This is a genomic window from Pseudomonas sp. SDO52101_S400 (assembly GCF_054071635.1).
On sequence record NZ_JBSVWF010000005.1, the window covers coordinates 122,242 to 137,034 of the forward strand.

General features: G+C 60.8%; 15 protein-coding genes. 5 read left to right on the forward strand and 10 right to left on the reverse strand.

Features of this window, described 5'->3' with window-relative positions; all coding sequences use genetic code 11:
- Positions 1-3: 3 nt before the first annotated feature.
- The 5 genes from ACW9HX_RS03780 to ACW9HX_RS03800 form a co-directional block, all read right to left on the reverse strand.
- Positions 4-225 (reverse strand): hypothetical protein, encoded by a 222-nt coding sequence (locus ACW9HX_RS03780; RefSeq protein ID WP_457379549.1) that lies wholly within the window; start codon positions 223-225, stop codon positions 4-6.
- A 192-nt stretch (positions 226-417) separates the two neighbouring features.
- Entirely contained in the window at positions 418-771 is a 354-nt protein-coding gene (locus ACW9HX_RS03785; protein WP_457379550.1) for a hypothetical protein, read from the reverse strand.
- A gap of 195 nt (positions 772-966) precedes the next feature.
- Positions 967-1,341 carry a hypothetical protein gene (locus tag ACW9HX_RS03790; RefSeq protein ID WP_457379551.1) on the reverse strand — a complete coding sequence of 125 codons (375 nt, stop codon included), beginning with the start codon at positions 1,339-1,341 and terminating at the stop codon, positions 967-969.
- A 102-nt stretch (positions 1,342-1,443) separates the two neighbouring features.
- Positions 1,444-1,635, reverse strand: a complete 192-nt coding sequence (locus ACW9HX_RS03795) for a hypothetical protein (protein WP_457379552.1) — start codon at positions 1,633-1,635, stop codon at positions 1,444-1,446.
- Positions 1,636-1,646: 11 nt separating this feature from the next.
- Positions 1,647-2,945: a phospholipase gene (locus ACW9HX_RS03800; protein ID WP_457379553.1), complete on the reverse strand. Its 1,299-nt coding sequence runs from the start codon at positions 2,943-2,945 to the stop codon at positions 1,647-1,649.
- Positions 2,946-3,181: 236 nt separating this feature from the next.
- On the opposite strand from ACW9HX_RS03800, the gene kdgD reads away from it, so the two are divergent.
- The 5 genes from kdgD (at position 3,182) to ACW9HX_RS03825 (ending at position 9,853) form a co-directional block, all read left to right on the forward strand.
- Entirely contained in the window at positions 3,182-4,093 is a 912-nt protein-coding gene (kdgD, locus tag ACW9HX_RS03805) for a 5-dehydro-4-deoxyglucarate dehydratase (RefSeq protein ID WP_007953624.1), read from the forward strand.
- Positions 4,094-4,154: 61 nt separating this feature from the next.
- On the forward strand, positions 4,155-5,594 hold the full coding sequence (locus ACW9HX_RS03810) for an aldehyde dehydrogenase family protein (RefSeq protein WP_221534374.1): 1,440 nt from the start codon (positions 4,155-4,157) through the stop codon (positions 5,592-5,594).
- Positions 5,595-5,692: 98 nt separating this feature from the next.
- Positions 5,693-7,057 (forward strand): MFS transporter, encoded by a 1,365-nt coding sequence (locus tag ACW9HX_RS03815; protein WP_192563519.1) that lies wholly within the window; start codon positions 5,693-5,695, stop codon positions 7,055-7,057.
- Between the two features lie 11 nt (positions 7,058-7,068).
- Positions 7,069-8,622 (forward strand): galactarate dehydratase, encoded by a 1,554-nt coding sequence (gene garD, locus ACW9HX_RS03820; protein ID WP_457379554.1) that lies wholly within the window; start codon positions 7,069-7,071, stop codon positions 8,620-8,622.
- Positions 8,623-8,911: 289 nt separating this feature from the next.
- Positions 8,912-9,853 (forward strand): AEC family transporter, encoded by a 942-nt coding sequence (locus ACW9HX_RS03825; protein WP_457379555.1) that lies wholly within the window; start codon positions 8,912-8,914, stop codon positions 9,851-9,853.
- Positions 9,854-9,863: 10 nt separating this feature from the next.
- On the opposite strand, the gene ACW9HX_RS03830 is transcribed toward ACW9HX_RS03825, so the two are convergent.
- The 5 genes from ACW9HX_RS03830 to gatA form a co-directional block, all read right to left on the reverse strand.
- Positions 9,864-10,244 (reverse strand): carboxymuconolactone decarboxylase family protein, encoded by a 381-nt coding sequence (locus ACW9HX_RS03830; protein WP_315446843.1) that lies wholly within the window; start codon positions 10,242-10,244, stop codon positions 9,864-9,866.
- Entirely contained in the window at positions 10,241-11,302 is a 1,062-nt protein-coding gene (locus ACW9HX_RS03835; RefSeq protein ID WP_457379556.1) for a calcium/sodium antiporter, read from the reverse strand. The genes ACW9HX_RS03830 and ACW9HX_RS03835 overlap by 4 nt, the downstream gene beginning before the upstream one ends.
- A 46-nt stretch (positions 11,303-11,348) precedes the next feature.
- A complete protein-coding gene (locus ACW9HX_RS03840; protein WP_457379557.1) occupies positions 11,349-11,723 on the reverse strand; it encodes a septal ring lytic transglycosylase RlpA family protein in 375 nt (124 codons plus the stop codon).
- A gap of 149 nt (positions 11,724-11,872) precedes the next feature.
- Positions 11,873-13,318, reverse strand: a complete 1,446-nt coding sequence (gene gatB / locus ACW9HX_RS03845) for an Asp-tRNA(Asn)/Glu-tRNA(Gln) amidotransferase subunit GatB (protein WP_457379558.1) — start codon at positions 13,316-13,318, stop codon at positions 11,873-11,875.
- A 10-nt stretch (positions 13,319-13,328) separates the two neighbouring features.
- Positions 13,329-14,780 carry an Asp-tRNA(Asn)/Glu-tRNA(Gln) amidotransferase subunit GatA gene (gene gatA, locus ACW9HX_RS03850; RefSeq protein ID WP_457379559.1) on the reverse strand — a complete coding sequence of 484 codons (1,452 nt, stop codon included), beginning with the start codon at positions 14,778-14,780 and terminating at the stop codon, positions 13,329-13,331.
- Positions 14,781-14,793 lie beyond the last annotated feature (13 nt).

Sequence of the window (14,793 nt, forward strand, 5' to 3'; positions counted from 1 at the left end):
TAGTTACGGTTGCTCTTCGGACGTGAAGTAATCCACGTGTTCGATGGACTCATCGAAGTTGAGCAGAAAGATTTTCTCCTCGACTCTGAAGCGTTTCCCCGGGAGTACTTTGTATTCAATCAAATCTCCCGTATTTACATGAAGATCGAACTTCGTCGCATTCTTTACCTCTACCGGACTCTTCATGGTTTCGGCGGGAAAGTGAAATCGGTGAACAATGTTCATGGGATGACTCCCTCATTGGTTCAATGGTTTGAATGTCCCGGTTGTGTGCTCCGGCACTGTAAAACATCCCGTTACGACGAACGATTGATGTTCTTCGAGCGCGTGCGAGAAATCATGCGTCTGCTATTGACCTGCAGCCGCGAGCGACTGCGCCAGGCCCATGAGGGGGCGCGGGCGCAGAGGGCGCGATGCTTAGAGTTCGAGTTTCAGTGTCAGCGGTGGAGAAGTCTCGGGAGCGGCGCTCATTCTGATGACTGTGTAGCGCAATTCAGCGGTGGCCCCCGGAACGATTCTTATCTCAAAAACATCTCTGGGGATGTCCAAGATAACTGGCTTTTCCACTTCGGCTTCGGTCAGTGCATGTCTCGCTTCCCATTCGTTACCGGTCGAGGTCTTTACTTGCATGATAATCATGTCGCCCTGACTGGCCCGGGGGTAAGGCGGCACGACACCATGAGCGACTTCTTTCAGTTCGCTAACCTTAAGTACACCATTCTTGGCTTCCTTTAGATCCGGTGCCACCAAGGCTTTGACTTCTGCAGTCATGATCAACTCCTTTTCACATCCATTTGAACCGTTGTAGAACGCAAGCCATGTTGTTGCGCTGACGGAGTCGGTTCGTTAACTCCTCAGCGATTGAAGCCGGGAATTGATGTGGACGGCACCTGTTAGAAATAACAGTTTCGACGAACGGTCGATGCCTTAGGAAAGACCTGCCTGGTCCACAGGCAAATGGCTGGCTCAGGCCTCTATATGCAGCGTCAATGGTTCGGAGGAAGGCTCCAGACTGGACTCGTCGGCGAATTTGTAGCGCAGTTCAACGGTGCTGTTCAGGTACTTTTCCAGCTCGAATCTGGGGATGCTCAGCTCGATCCCGGTCAGGCCGACCATGTCATCGAGTGCGTCATCCCAGACGCCGGTCGGTTCCGACAAACCCTGCCATTCAGGCTCTTGCGGATCATCACCGAGGATCGGGTACACATCCCAGTTCGGCGGTGTGTCCTGTCCATCGGGGACGCGGATGATCAGGTCGTCATCCAGGGCAGACAGTCGCAGGATGATCGAGTCGCTGGCGTGGTCGGGGAATTGCGGGAGGTGTGCAGCGGCAAACGTCATGTATCGCTCTCCTTGAAAGATCTGCCGCGATCCTTCGCGGCAGTCGTCGCACTTTACCCGGCGAATTCGTGATACGCGCCGGGGCAATCTTGTCCGGGCATTTCAGCTCTGGGGCAGAATCGAACGATCCACCCTGACCGCGAGGTTGCCCGGGCCGGGCCTGACGTCGAACGTCGCCTGGCCCTGAGCGTCCACCGACGCCCGGGCTATGGCCACGCCGTCGCGCAGCAATTGCAGCGGCGCACCTTTCAACGATTGGCCCGAGGCCAGTTCCAGTTTCAATTTGATGCTCATCGAATCGCTCCTTAATTCGTGTTGCCGGTCGGGTGATAGTCCTTGAGCAGCAGGTAAGTGCTCCAGCCCCACCAGTCGTTGACGGTGGCGGTGTCGTTGAGGTTGTTCACGTCCTTGCGCCGCAGGACCTTGTTGCCCTGGACGCGGAATAGCGGTGAAAAGTTGTTCGTCAGACTCATCACCAAAGTCAGGTCCGGCAACCGTTGCAGGGCGTTGAAGGTGGTCGGCACGTTGCCACTGGAATAGGCGGCATACACCTCGTCCGCCGAATCCTGCACCGCCTGATTCACCTGATTGCGATTGTCGGTGTCGGCGGCTTCGAAGAAGCGTTTGTCGCCGAATGCACGCCATTGCTCGCCGCGGGCATTGCGCACCTTGAGGCCGAATTTGCTGTCTTCGTCGTGCATGAAGCGGGTAATCAGCGAGCCCAGATCGCTCGGCGTCACTGCGGCAGCCATGGCTTTGCGTGGCACTCGTAAATGCCCGGAAGAGAACAGATCGGTGAGGTAGTGATCGGCAAAGGCGTTCATCGCGTAGGCCCGTCCCAGTTGCAGTTCGTCCTGACTGGCGTGGGCAGCAGCGGCGGTTTGCAGGGCGGCGGTGTGCCCGGCGATGTAGGCCTGCCGTGCCCATTCGCCGAAATGGTCGGCATTGTTTGCCGCCAGTTTCAGGTAGCGACCGAGGGGGAACAGCGCCGAGACGAAACTGCCGCCGCCGGTGATCTTGTTCCACTCTTCCGACAACGTATCTCCCAGTGCGTCGTAGGCTTCGTGGGGTGGTTTGCCGTCCTTGATCGCCTGTTTAACGGCGTCGATCTCTTTTTGCATGATCGCGAGAATCTGTGGCGCTTCGGCCCGGGAGGCGGGCAGCGTTGCGAGGGTGTCAAACGCCGCTGAAAAGCGTTGCAGGCGATCCGCCGGGGTGGCGCCTTCGTTGATCGGTCGATCAACAACTCCGTAGAAATCACCGCCCAGCGCCAGCACCTGGCCATAGGTCAGCGCCAACCCGTTCGGCAGATGCAGCGGCACATTTTGCGCAAGCACCGGTTCGGCGTTTTCAACGAAGCGCAGCCGGGTGTTATCGCCAATAGCCGTGTGTTCCGCACCTTCGAAGCGCAGCGAAGGTTTGCCTTTCATGGCTTTGCCGGGCAGGGCGGGGGCGGGTTCGACATCGCTGTGCGAGTCGGCAATGTGCAGCAACAGATGCGGATTTTCAGCACTGAAGGCGATGCCGCCGGGGGTAAAAAGATCATCGAAACGGGCGATGACCGTTGTGGGTTTTTCAAGGCATTTGGGTTGTAGACCGGACATTTCTTTCTCCTTGATATGTCGTCGGCAGATTTTTATTTAACTGTATGTATATACAGTTAAATCGAGCCTAGTCGAGAAATCTCCTACGTCAAAAAGAAATCTTGTCCGACAAAAAATACCCCCCGGCGATGAAATGCAGTTGACGGTTATCTTTTAAGTTGTACGATGACCTACAACTTCGGCGAAGGCTGAACGGTCCACTCACAAAAAAACGTTGCTACCAGGGTGTTCGAATAATGAATCCACAAGAACTGAAGTCCATCCTCTCCGCCGGCCTGCTGTCGTTCCCGGTCACCGATTTCAATGCCCAGGGCGATTTCAACCGCGCTGGCTACATCAAACGCCTGGAATGGCTGGCCCCGTACGGTGCTTCGGCCCTGTTCGCCGCCGGTGGCACCGGTGAGTTCTTCTCCCTGGCTGCCAGCGAATACTCGGAAATCATCAAGACCGCCGTCGACACCTGCGCCAGCAGCGTGCCGATCCTTGCCGGTGTCGGTGGTTCGACCCGCCAGGCCATCGAATACGCTCAAGAAGCCGAACGTCTGGGCGCCAAAGGCCTGTTGCTGCTGCCGCACTACCTGACCGAAGCCAGCCAGGACGGCGTAGCCGCCCACGTTGAAGCGGTGTGCAAATCGGTCAACATCGGCGTGGTGGTGTACAACCGCAACGTCTGCCGCCTGACCGCGCCGCTGCTGGAACGTCTGGCCGAGCGCTGCCCGAACCTGATCGGCTACAAGGACGGTCTGGGTGATATCGAGTTGATGGTGTCGATCCGTCGTCGTCTCGGCGATCGCTTCAGCTACCTCGGCGGTCTGCCGACCGCAGAAGTCTACGCCGCTGCCTACAAGGCGCTGGGCGTGCCGGTCTACTCCTCGGCGGTGTTCAACTTCATCCCGAAAACCGCGATGGACTTCTACCACGCCATTGCTCGCGAAGATCACGCCACCGTGGGCAAGATCATCGACGACTTCTTCCTGCCGTACCTGGACATCCGCAACCGCAAGGCCGGTTACGCCGTGAGCATCGTCAAGGCAGGCGCCAAGATCGCCGGCTATGACGCAGGCCCGGTGCGGGCGCCGCTGACCGACCTGACCCGCGAAGAGTACGAAATGCTCGCCGCGCTGATCGACAAGCAAGGTGCGCAGTAACCCAACTCTATAAACAAGGCCGCTGAGCATTCAGCGGCCTTTTGCGTCAGGAGAATGATTCGTGACCAAGCGCTATGACAACTACATCAACGGTGAATGGGTCGCCGGCAACGATTACTCGGTCAACATCAACCCGTCCGAACTGAGCGACACCATCGGCGACTACGCCAAGGCTGACCTGGCTCAGGTCAACGCCGCCATCGACGCTGCTCGCGCCGCGTTCCCGGCTTGGTCGACTTCGGGCATTCAGGCTCGCCACGACTCGCTGGACAAAGTCGGCACTGAAATCCTCGCCCGCCGCGAAGAGCTCGGCACCCTGCTGGCCCGGGAAGAGGGCAAGACCCTGCCGGAAGCCATCGGCGAAGTGACCCGCGCCGGCAACATCTTCAAGTTCTTCGCCGGTGAATGCCTGCGTCTGTCGGGCGATTACGTGCCGTCGGTGCGTCCGGGCGTCAACGTCGAAGTCACCCGCGAAGCCCTCGGTGTGGTCGGCCTGATCACCCCATGGAACTTCCCGATTGCCATCCCGTCGTGGAAAATCGCCCCGGCCCTGGCCTACGGCAACTGCGTGGTGTTGAAGCCGGCGGATCTGGTGCCGGGTTGCGCCTGGGCGCTGGCCGAAATCATCTCCCGCGCAGGCTTCCCGGCCGGCGTGTTCAACCTGGTGATGGGCAGTGGCCGCGTGGTCGGTGAAGCGCTGGTCAACAGCCCGAAAGTCGACGGCATCAGCTTCACCGGCTCCGTCGGTGTGGGGCGGCAGATCGCGGTCAACTGCGTGTCGCGCCAGGCCAAGGTGCAACTGGAAATGGGCGGCAAGAACCCGCAGATCATTCTCGACGACGCCGACCTCAAGCAAGCGGTCGAGCTGTCGGTGCAGAGCGCGTTCTACTCCACCGGCCAGCGTTGCACCGCGTCGAGCCGCTTGATCGTCACCGCCGGGATTCACGACAAGTTCGTCGAAGCCATGGCCGAGCGCATGAAGTCGATCAAGGTCGGTCACGCGCTGAAGGCCGGCACCGATATCGGCCCGGTGGTCTCGCAAGCACAGCTTGAGCAGGACCTGAAATACATCGACATCGGCCAGTCCGAAGGTGCGCGCGTGGTCAGCGGCGGTGGTCTGGTGACCTGCGATACCGAGGGTTACTTCCTCGCACCGACGCTGTTTGCCGACAGCGAAGCGTCGATGCGCATCAGCCGCGAAGAGATCTTCGGCCCGGTGGCCAACATCGTTCGCGTCGCCGATTACGACGCCGCGCTGGCCATGGCCAACGACACCGAATTCGGTCTGTCGGCGGGCATCGCCACCACGTCGCTGAAGTACGCCAACCACTTCAAGCGTCATTCCCAGGCCGGGATGGTGATGGTCAACCTGCCGACCGCCGGTGTCGACTACCACGTTCCGTTCGGGGGCCGTAAGGGTTCATCCTATGGCTCACGTGAGCAAGGCCGCTATGCGCAAGAGTTCTACACGGTCGTGAAGACCAGCTACATCGGTTCGTAACTCGCTGCACCCGCGCAGGGTTATTGCCAAGGCCCTGCGCGGCACAAGACCAAAGAATGTTTTACCCGCATAAAAATAATCAGTGGGAGTACATCTACATGCAATCGTCCAAGCCGACTCACGTCCGCTATTTGATCCTGCTCATGCTGTTCCTGGTGACCACGATCAACTACGCCGACCGCGCCACCATCGCGATCGCCGGTTCCAGTTTGCAAAAAGACCTCGGCATCGACGCGGTCACCCTCGGCTACATCTTCTCTGCATTCGGTTGGGCCTACGTGGCCGGGCAAATCCCCGGCGGTTGGCTGCTCGATCGTTTCGGCTCGAAAAAAGTCTATGCCCTGAGCATCTTCACCTGGTCGCTGTTCACCGTTCTGCAAGGCTTTGTCGGTGAGTTCGGCATGTCCACGGCTATCGTCGCGCTGTTCATGTTGCGCTTCCTGGTGGGGCTGGCCGAAGCGCCGTCGTTCCCCGGCAACGCACGCATCGTGGCGGCCTGGTTCCCGACGGCTGAGCGCGGTACGGCCTCGGCGATTTTCAACTCGGCGCAATACTTCGCCACCGTGCTGTTCGCTCCGCTGATGGGATGGATCGTGTTCACCTTTGGTTGGGAACATGTGTTCATCGTCATGGGGATTCTGGGCATCGTGTTCTCGTTGGTCTGGCTGAAGGTTATCCACAGCCCGCGCCAGCACCCGATGGCCAACGAAGCGGAAGTGAAGTTCATCGCCGACAACGGCGGCATGGTCGACATGGACCAGAAACAAGGCAAAAAGGCTGACGGCCCGAAGTGGGATTACATCCGTCAGTTGCTGACCAATCGCATGATGCTCGGCGTATACCTGGGCCAGTACTGCATCAACGGCATCACCTATTTCTTCCTGACCTGGTTCCCGGTGTACCTGGTGCAGGAGCGCGGCATGACCATTCTCAAGGCCGGATTCATTGCCTCGTTGCCGGCGATCTGCGGTTTTATCGGCGGTGTCCTCGGCGGGGTGATTTCCGATTACCTGCTGCGCAAGGGCCACTCGCTGACCTTCGCTCGCAAGGCGCCGATCATTGCCGGTCTGTTGGTTTCGAGCAGCATCGTCGCATGCAACTATGTCGACGTTGAATGGATGGTGGTCGGCTTCATGGCCCTGGCCTTCTTCGGCAAAGGCGTGGGCGCGCTGGGCTGGGCGGTGGTCTCCGACACCTCGCCGAAACAGATCGCCGGTCTGAGCGGTGGCCTGTTCAACACCTTCGGCAACATTGCCTCGATCACTACACCGATCGTCATCGGCTACATCATCAGCTCCACCGGTTCGTTCAAGTGGGCGCTGGTGTTCGTCGGTGCCAACGCGCTGGTGGCGGTGTTCAGCTACCTGGTGATCGTCGGCCCGATCAAACGTGTGGTCCTCAAAGAGCCGCCAACCAATGGCGGTTCCGAAGCCACCGGTAAATTGTCTCAAGCGCATTCCTGAGGAGCGGCGCCATGCAGTTGATTGAACATTCCGACTCGCCGCGCTACATCCGCCTGCACGAGCGGGACAACGTAGTGGTAGTGGTGAACGACCAGGGCGTTCCGGCCGGAACTGAATTCGCCGATGGCCTGGTGACGGTGGATTTTGTGCCGCAGAGTCACAAGGTCACTCTCGTGGACATTCCCGAGGGCGGCACGGTGATTCGTTACGGCCAGATCATTGGCTATGCATTGCAGCCGATTCCCCGTGGCAGTTGGGTCAAGGAGGATCAACTGCGCATGCCGACCGCGCCACCGCTGGACAGCCTGCCGCTGTCCACCGAAGTGCCGGCCGCGCAGGCACCGCTGGAGGGATACACCTTCGAGGGGTATCGCAACGCCGACGGCACCGTCGGCACGCGCAACATCCTTGGGATCACCACCACTGTGCAATGCGTCACCGGGGTGCTGGATCACGCGGTGAAGCGGATCAAGGACGAACTGTTGCCGAAGTATCCACACGTCGATGACGTGGTGGCGCTGACCCACAGTTACGGTTGCGGCGTGGCCATCACAGCCACCGACGCCTACATCCCGATCCGTACCGTGCGCAATCTGGCGCGCAACCCGAACCTCGGTGGCGAGGCGCTGGTGATCAGCCTGGGCTGCGAGAAATTGCAGGCCGGGCAGGTGATGCACGAGGACGATGCGTCGGTAGACCTGAGCGAGCCTTGGCTGTATCGCTTGCAGGATTCCAGTCACGGTTTTACCGAGATGATCGAGCAGATCATGGAACTGGCCGAAGTCCGCCTGAAGAAGCTCGACCAGCGCCGCCGGGAAACCGTACCGGCGTCCGAGCTGATCCTCGGCATGCAGTGCGGCGGCAGCGATGCGTTTTCCGGCATTACTGCCAATCCGGCGCTGGGTTATGCCTCGGACTTATTGTTGCGGGCGGGGGCGACGGTGATGTTTTCCGAAGTCACCGAAGTGCGCGACGCGATTTACCTGCTGACCTCGCGGGCCCAGAGCAAAACCGTTGCCGAGGAGCTGGTGCGCGAGATGGACTGGTACGACCGTTACCTGGCCAAGGGCGAGGCGGATCGCAGCGCCAACACCACGCCGGGCAACAAGAAGGGCGGGTTGTCGAACATTGTCGAGAAGTCGTTGGGCTCGATCGTCAAATCCGGCAGCAGCGCGATCAACGGCGTGCTCGGTCCTGGGGAGCGCTTCAAGCAGAAGGGTTTGATTTTCTGTGCGACGCCGGCGAGTGATTTTGTTTGCGGCACCTTGCAACTGGCGGCGGGGATGAATCTGCACGTGTTCACTACTGGACGGGGCACGCCTTATGGGTTGGCCATGGCGCCGGTTGTGAAAGTGTCGACCCGTACCGAACTGGCGCAGCGCTGGCCGGATCTGATCGACATCGATGCCGGGCGGATTGCTACCGGGCGCGCGTCCATCGAGGAGTTGGGCTGGGAGTTGTTCCACTACTACCTGGATGTGGCGAGCGGCAAGCAGCAGACGTGGGCGGAGAAGCACAAACTGTATAACGACATTACGTTGTTCAACCCGGCGCCGATTACTTGATCTGCTTGAGGGGTGTGGTGCCTGCACCGGCCATGCCCTCACCCCAGCCCTCTCCCGGTGGGAGAGGGGGCCGATCCGGGAATATTTCAGAAATACACCGACCTGAAAGGGATTTACCGAATCCATAATCGACTCGGTCTTGCAGGTCGATGGAGGACGCAAGACAGCTCGGTCAGTTCCCTCTCCCTCCGGGCGGTCCGACGTTTCGGGAGGGTTAGGGTGAGGGGCTTTTGAAGCTTTTGGCTTATCATTAGCCCCCTAACGACGCTCACCTCCAAGGCTCCCCGGCATGCTGGCAATCTTCCTCGAAACCCTGAACATCACCGCGCCGGTGTTTGCCATGCTGTTTCTGGGTGTGCTGCTCAAGCGCATCGACTGGATCAACGACAACTTCATCCACACGGCTTCGTCGCTGGTGTTCAACGTCACCATGCCGGCGCTGCTGTTTCTCGGCATCCTGCACGCCGACCTGCACGCCGCGTTGCAACCGGCGCTCCTGATCTACTTCGCCCTCGCCACCCTGGCCAGTTTTGCCCTGGCCTGGGGCTGGGCGATTTTCCGTTGTCCGCGTGAAGATCGCGGGATCTACACCCAGGGCGCGTTTCGTGGCAACAACGGGGTGATCGGCCTGGCGTTGGCGGCGAGCATGTATGGCGACTACGGGATTTCCCTCGGGGCGATCCTCGCGGCACTGGTGATCCTCTTCTACAACACCCTGTCGACCATCGTGCTGGCGGTCTACAGCCCGGTGATCAAGTCCGATCCGTGGAGCATCTGCAAAAGCGTCATCAGCAATCCGCTGATCATCAGCGTGATCGCGGCGGCGCCGTTTGCCTGGTTCAAGATCGGTCTGCCGGGGTGGCTGGAAACGTCCGGCCAGTACCTGGCGCAGACCACGTTGCCACTGGCGTTGATCTGCATTGGCGGCACGCTGTCGCTGGCGGCTCTACGCAAGAGCGGCAGCCTGGCACTCAGCTCGAGTCTGGTGAAGATGATCGGTCTGCCGGTGTTCGCCACGCTGGGTGCGTGGCTGTGGGGCTTTCGCGGGGCGGAACTGGGGATTCTGTTTCTGTACTTCGGCAGCCCGACGGCGGCCGCGAGTTTTGTCATGGCCCGCGCAGCGCAGGGCAACCATGAACTGGCGGCGGCGATCATTGTGTTGACCACGTTGATGGCAGCGATCACCACCAACGTCGGGATCTTCTTTTTGCAGTGGGGCGGGTGGATCTGAGGGGCGGCTGTTACTCGGGCTTCTGGTAACTGTCGATCACTTCCTGCGCCGCGCGAAACGCATCGATCGCCGCCGGCACGCCGGCATACACCGCGCAATGCAGCAGCGCCTCGCGGATCTCTTCCACTGTGCAGCCATTGTTCAGCGCACCGCGCACGTGCCCCTTCAACTCCTGCGGGCATTTCAGTGCGGTGAGTGCCGCGAGGGTGATCAGGCTGCGGGTTTTCAGCGGCAGACCTTCGCGATTCCATACGCCGCCCCAGGCGTGTTCGTTGACGAAGTCCTGCAACGGTTGCGTGAATTCGGTGGCATTGCCCAAGGCGCGATCAACGAATGCATCGCCCATTACCTGGCGGCGGATTTCGACCCCGGATTTCTTCGATTCGGTCATGGCACATCCCTCTTGTGGTGTTGGCGGCGCCAGGCGCGCACGGACGTGAAAAACAGAAACGTCAGCAGCGTCGGCAGGACATAAAACAGCATCAGTCGTTCGAGCTTGCCGGCCAGCGGCATGCCGGTGGTGAACGACACCACGTGCAGCCCGTACGCCAGGTACAAGCCGAGCAGCAACAAGCCTTCGGCCCGGGTCACGCGGTAACCGGAATAGAAAACCGGCAGACACAGCGTGGCGACGCCGAGCATCACCGGCAGGTCGAAGTCCAGCGCGTTCGGCGACACCGACAGTGGCGTCGGTGCAATCAGCGCCGTGATGCCGAGGACCCCGAGCAGGTTGAACAGGTTGGCGCCGATCACGTTGCCCACGGCAATGTCCCGCTGGCCGCGCAATGCGGCGATCAACGAGGTGGCGAGTTCCGGCAGGGAGGTGCCGACCGCGACCACGGTCAGGCCGATGACTCGCTCGGAGAATCCGAGATCGGTGGCCACCGCCACGGCGGCTCCGAGCAGCAGATGCCCGGCGAACACCAGCATGGCCAGCCCGCCGACGATCATCAACAGGCTGGTGAACCATGGAGCCGGCTGAGTCAGAGGATGATCGGAATGCGGCCGGGCCGAGTGCCGCGACTGACGCAGCAGCAAACCGAGATAAAGCCCCAGAGCCGCCAGCAGCAGGACGCCGTCAAAGCGGCCGATTTCTTCGTTCCAGGCCAGCACGAACACCAGCAGGCTGGCGCCGATCATCAGCGGGATATCCAGACGCACCAATTGCCGCGAGACCCGCAGCGGAATGATCAGCGCCGACAGGCCTAGGGTCACGAGGATGTTGAAAATGCTGCTGCCGATTACGCTGCCGACCGCGATGTCGGGGTTGTGCGTCAGGGTCGCTTGCAGGCTGACCGCCATCTGCGGGGCGCTGCTGCCGAGCGCGACGATGGTCAGGCCGATGATCAGCGGCCGCACATGCAGGCGCGCGGCCAGGCGCACGGCGGCGCGGACCATCAGTTCGGCACCGGCGATCAGCAGGAACAATCCGCAGAGCAGTTCGATCACGTTGATCAGCGGTAAATCGGTCAGTCCGAAAATGGTGGACGCTCCATCAGTCGTCGAGGGCCTGCACGCGAACCCGGGCCGTGCCGCTGCCCAGCATACCTAGGCGCTCGGCGGCTTCGCGGGAAACATCGATGATGCGCCCACGGGTGTGCGGCCCGCGGTCATTGATACGCACCACGCAGGACTTGTCGTTTTTCAAGTTGGTGACCTTCACCCGCGTGCCGAATGGCAACTGGCGGTGGGCGGCGGTCAGGGAATTCTGGTTGAACGCTTCGCCGCTGGCGGTGCGTTTACCGTGGTGTTTGGCTCCGTAATAGGAGGCGACACCGGTCTGGTCGTAACCGTGCGGGTCGATGATGTCTGTGCTGGCGCAACCGGCCAGCAAAGAGAGCAGGGCGCAGGCGCCGAGCAGACGTTTCATTCGAAAGCTCCCAAATAACAATGTGGGAGCGGGCTTGCTCGCGAAGGGGGACTCACATTCAACATATCTGCTGACTGTTACGCCGCTTTCACGAGCCAGCCCGCTCCCCCAGGGATCGGAGCCAGGCTTTGGATCTGGCTCCATTGTGGTCAGCCTTCGAGCTTGCTTTTCAGCAGTTCGTTCACTTGCTGCGGGTTGGCCTTGCCCTTGGAGGCTTTCATGGCCTGACCGACGAAGAAGCCGAACATCTTGCCGCGCTTGGCTTCGTCTGCCGCACGGTATTGCTCGACCTGCTCGGCGTTTGCCGCGAGCATTTCGTCCAGCACCGCCGAGATCGCGCCGGTGTCGGTAACCTGCTTCAGGCCGCGCTTTTCGATGATCTCGTCTGCGCTGCCTTCGCCGTTGGCCATCGCTTCGAACACCACCTTGGCGATCTTGCCGGAGATGGTGTTGTCCTTGATGCGCTGCAGCATGCCGCCCAGTTGCTCGGCCGAAACCGGCGAATCCTCGATGTCCAGGTTCTGCTTGTTGAGCAGGCTGCCCAACTCGACCATCACCCAGTTCGCCGCCAGTTTGGCGTCGCCGCCGATGCTCGCGACTTTCTCGAAGTAGTCCGCTTGTTCACGGCTGGTGGCCAGCACGTTGGCGTCATAGGCCGACAGACCGAACGCACTCTGGAAGCGCTCGCGCTTCTGCGGTGGCAGTTCTGGCAGGGTGGCGCGCACGTCATTGAGGAACGAATCCTCGATGACCACCGGCAGCAAGTCCGGATCGGGGAAGTAACGGTAGTCGTTGGCTTCCTCTTTGCTGCGCATCGGACGGGTCTCGTCCTTGTTCGGATCGTACAGACGGGTCTGCTGGATCACTTTGCCGCCGTCTTCGATCAGGTCGATCTGACGCTGGATCTCGGAGTTGATCGCCTTCTCGATGAAGCGGAACGAGTTGACGTTCTTGATCTCGCAGCGGGTGCCGAATTCAGCCTGGCCTTTCGGACGGATCGACACGTTGCAGTCGCAACGCAGCGAGCCTTCGGCCATGTTGCCGTCGCAGATGCCCAGGTAACGCACCAGCGCGTGAATCGCCTTGACGTAAGCCACGGCTTCCTTGGCGCTGCGCATGTCAGGTTCGGACACGATTTCCAGCAGCGGTGTGCCGGCACGGTTCAGGTCGATGCCGGTGGCGCCGCTGAATTCTTCGTGCAGGCTCTTGCCGGCGTCTTCTTCCAGGTGCGCGCGGGTGATGCCGACACGTTTGACCGTGCCGTCTTCCAGAGCGATGTCCAGGTGGCCCTTGCCGACGATCGGCAATTCCATCTGGCTGATCTGGTAGCCCTTCGGCAGGTCAGGGTAGAAATAGTTTTTACGGGCGAACACGTTGTGCTGACCGATCTCGGCGTCAATCGCCAGACCGAACATCACCGCCATGCGCACGGCTTCCTGGTTGAGCACCGGCAGCACGCCGGGCATGCCCAGGTCGATCAGGCTGGCCTGGGTGTTCGGCTCGGAGCCGAAGGTGGTGGAACTACCGGAAAAGATTTTCGACCGGGTGGTGAGCTGGGTATGAATCTCCAGCCCGATCACGACTTCCCATTGCATGTATGTCTCCTCAGAAGCCGGTTGGGGTGCGGGTGTGCCAGTCAGTGTGTAACTGATACTGGTGGGCAACGTTCAACAGGCGACCTTCCTGGAAATACGGAGCGAGCAGTTGCACGCCGACCGGCAGACCGTCGACGAAACCGGCCGGCATCGACAGGCCTGGCAGGCCCGCGAGGTTGGCGGTGATGGTGTAGACGTCTTCCAGGTAGGCAGCGACCGGGTCGCTGTTCTTGGCGCCGAGTTTCCAGGCCGGGTTTGGCGTGGTCGGGCCGAGGATGATGTCGACTTCATTAAAGGCGGCCATGAAGTCGTTCTTCACCAGGCGACGGATCTTCTGCGCTTTCAGGTAATAGGCGTCGTAGTAACCGGCGGACAGCGCGTAGGCACCGACCATGATCCGGCGCTGTACTTCAGGGCCGAAACCTTCGCCACGGGAGCGCTTGTACAGGTCTTCCAGGTTCTTCGGGTCTTCGCAGCGATGGCCGAAGCGCACGCCGTCGAAACGCGACAGGTTGGAGGAGGCTTCTGCCGGTGCGATCACGTAGTACGCTGGAATGGCGTGCTGCATGTTCGGCAGGCTGATTTCCTTGATCACGGCACCGAGCTTCTGCAGCTCCTTGATGCTGTTCTGGATCAGGTCGGCGATGCGCGGGTCGAGACCGGCGCCGAAGTATTCCTTCGGCACGCCGATGCGCAGGCCTTGCAACGAACCATTCAGACCAGCGGCGTAGTCCGGCACCGGCTCATCGATGCTGGTGGAGTCGTTCGGATCGAAGCCGGCCATACCTTGCAACAGAATTGCGCAGTCTTCGGCCGTGCGAGCCAGCGGGCCGCCCTGATCGAGGCTGGAGGCGTAAGCGATCATGCCCCAGCGCGAAACACGACCGTATGTCGGTTTCAGGCCGGTGAGGTTGGTGAACGCGGCTGGCTGACGGATCGAGCCGCCAGTGTCGGTTGCGGTAGCCGCCGGCAACAGACGAGCGGCAACCGCCGCCGCCGAACCACCGGACGAGCCGCCCGGCACGTGTTCCAGGTTCCACGGGTTTTTCACCGCGCCGTACCAGCTCGACTCGTTGGCCGAGCCCATGGCGAATTCGTCCATGTTGGTCTTGCCCAGGGTCACGGTGCCGGCGGCGGCCAGTTTGGCGACCACGGTGGCGTCGTACGGGGCCTTGAAGTTGTCGAGCATCTTCGAGCCGCAGCTGGTGCGGATGCCCTGGGTGCAGAACAGATCTTTGTGGGCGATCGGCGCGCCAAGCAGCGCACCGCTCTCACCATTGGCCCGGCGCACGTCGGCGGCTTTCGCCTGCTCGAGGGCCAGTTCTTCGGTGAGGCTGATGAAGCTGTTGAGCTGCGGGTCGAGCTGGGTAATGCGCGCCAGCAGGACTTTGGTCAGCTCTTCGGAGGAAAACTTTTTATCGGCGAGACCGCGGGCGATCTCGGCCAGAGTCATTTGATGCATTGCAGGCTCTTTC

Bases quoted from the DNA above. Each gene is read 5' to 3' on its own strand.
- ACW9HX_RS03780 (WP_457379549.1), bottom strand. From the start codon at position 225: ATGAACATTGTTCACCGATTTCACTTTCCCGCCGAAACCATGAAGAGT.
- ACW9HX_RS03840 (WP_457379557.1), bottom strand. From the start codon at position 11,723: ATGAAACGTCTGCTCGGCGCCTGCGCCCTGCTCTCTTTGCTGGCCGGT.
- gatB (WP_457379558.1), bottom strand. From the start codon at position 13,318: ATGCAATGGGAAGTCGTGATCGGGCTGGAGATTCATACCCAGCTCACC.
- ACW9HX_RS03830 (WP_315446843.1), bottom strand. From the start codon at position 10,244: ATGACCGAATCGAAGAAATCCGGGGTCGAAATCCGCCGCCAGGTAATG.
- garD (WP_457379554.1), top strand. From the start codon at position 7,069: ATGCAGTTGATTGAACATTCCGACTCGCCGCGCTACATCCGCCTGCAC.
- ACW9HX_RS03785 (WP_457379550.1), bottom strand. From the start codon at position 771: ATGACTGCAGAAGTCAAAGCCTTGGTGGCACCGGATCTAAAGGAAGCC.
- ACW9HX_RS03815 (WP_192563519.1), top strand. From the start codon at position 5,693: ATGCAATCGTCCAAGCCGACTCACGTCCGCTATTTGATCCTGCTCATG.
- ACW9HX_RS03825 (WP_457379555.1), top strand. From the start codon at position 8,912: ATGCTGGCAATCTTCCTCGAAACCCTGAACATCACCGCGCCGGTGTTT.
- ACW9HX_RS03790 (WP_457379551.1), bottom strand. From the start codon at position 1,341: ATGACGTTTGCCGCTGCACACCTCCCGCAATTCCCCGACCACGCCAGC.
- kdgD (WP_007953624.1), top strand. From the start codon at position 3,182: ATGAATCCACAAGAACTGAAGTCCATCCTCTCCGCCGGCCTGCTGTCG.
- ACW9HX_RS03795 (WP_457379552.1), bottom strand. From the start codon at position 1,635: ATGAGCATCAAATTGAAACTGGAACTGGCCTCGGGCCAATCGTTGAAA.
- gatA (WP_457379559.1), bottom strand. From the start codon at position 14,780: ATGCATCAAATGACTCTGGCCGAGATCGCCCGCGGTCTCGCCGATAAA.
- ACW9HX_RS03800 (WP_457379553.1), bottom strand. From the start codon at position 2,945: ATGTCCGGTCTACAACCCAAATGCCTTGAAAAACCCACAACGGTCATC.